Annotated in this window: 2 protein-coding genes; both read right to left on the bottom strand. The window is 68.7% G+C overall.

Going from position 1 to position 1,140, the window contains the following annotated elements; genetic code table 11:
* On the bottom strand, positions 1-331 hold a 331-nt coding region (locus tag ACFMBG_RS24115), incomplete at its 3' end, for a putative sulfate exporter family transporter (RefSeq protein WP_421057171.1).
* Positions 332-411: 80 nt separating this feature from the next.
* The coding region (locus tag ACFMBG_RS24110) for a phosphotransacetylase (RefSeq protein ID WP_421057170.1) at positions 412-1,140 on the bottom strand (729 nt) is incomplete at its 5' end.

Here is a 1,140-nt window from a genome sequence, read left to right as displayed (position 1 = left end):
CCACGCCGCCGGCCACCAGCGCGATCAGATCCCAGCCCAGCCCCGCCATCAGCGACATCGAGATCCGCACGCCCAGCAGGGCGACGCCGAGCCGCAGCAGCGAGCGGGCGGAAAAGGCGATGCCCGGCACGGCCTTGCCCTCTTCGCCCAGGAAGCTGACGGCAATCCCCAGCAGCAGCGCCAGCAGCATGGCAGGGGTTGCGTAATGCTCCGCAAGGAACTGCGCGGTGATGGCAACAAGGGCCGACACGGCCACACCCGGCAGGAGCTGGCGGAGCTTGTTTTGCACGCCGCCGGATTGCAGGGATTTTATCTGTGCCAGAACGGACATGGCGGGAAACTTTCCTGTTTGTCCCATGGGGTGCACATTCCGGCCTGCGGTCAAGAGTGTGCGGCCTCCAAAGGGTGGTTTTACGGGGCCGCCTGCAGAATGGTGACGGCGATAATCTGGGTGACATCCCCGGCACTGCAGCCGCGGGACAGGTCGTTGGCCGGTTTCGCCAGCCCCTGCAGGACCGGGCCGATGGCGGAGTAGCCGCCCAGCCGCTGGGTGATCTTGTAGCCGATGTTGCCCGCATCCAGATTGGGGAAGATCATCACGTTGGCCTGGCCCGCGACGCTGGAGCCGGGCGACTTGCGCGCCCCGACCGCGGGCACAAAGGCGGCGTCGAATTGCAGCTCGCCATCGGCTGGCAGGTCCGGGTGCGCGTCCTGGAACAGGCTCAGGGCTTCGGTCACCTTGTCCACCGCCGGGTGCCTGGCGCTGCCCTTGGTCGAGAAGCTGAGGAAGGCGAGCTTCGGATCCGCCCGCAGCAAGGCGCGGGCCGAGCGGGCCGAGGCGGCGGCAATGGAGGCCAGCTCCGCAGGCTTGGGGTCGATGACCAGCCCGCAATCGGAATACAGCATGGCCCGGGCGCCCTCCGGCGCGCCTTCGGGCGGGTACATCAGGAAGAAGGAGGAGACCATGCCCGCATCCGGCGCCATGCCGATCACCTGGATGGCGCTGCGCACCACGTCGCCGGTGGTATGCACGGCGCCGCCGACGGTGCCGGTGGCATGGCCCAGGCGCACCAGCATGGCGGCATAGACCAGCGGGGTTTCGGCGGCGGCGCGGGCCTTGGCCGCATCCACGCCCTTGTG

Origin of the sequence: Leisingera coralii (genome assembly GCF_049056525.1) — a bacterium.
GTDB classification, from domain to species: Bacteria; Pseudomonadota; Alphaproteobacteria; order Rhodobacterales; family Rhodobacteraceae; genus Leisingera; species Leisingera coralii.
This window is presented reverse-complemented; position numbering and strand designations above follow the sequence as displayed.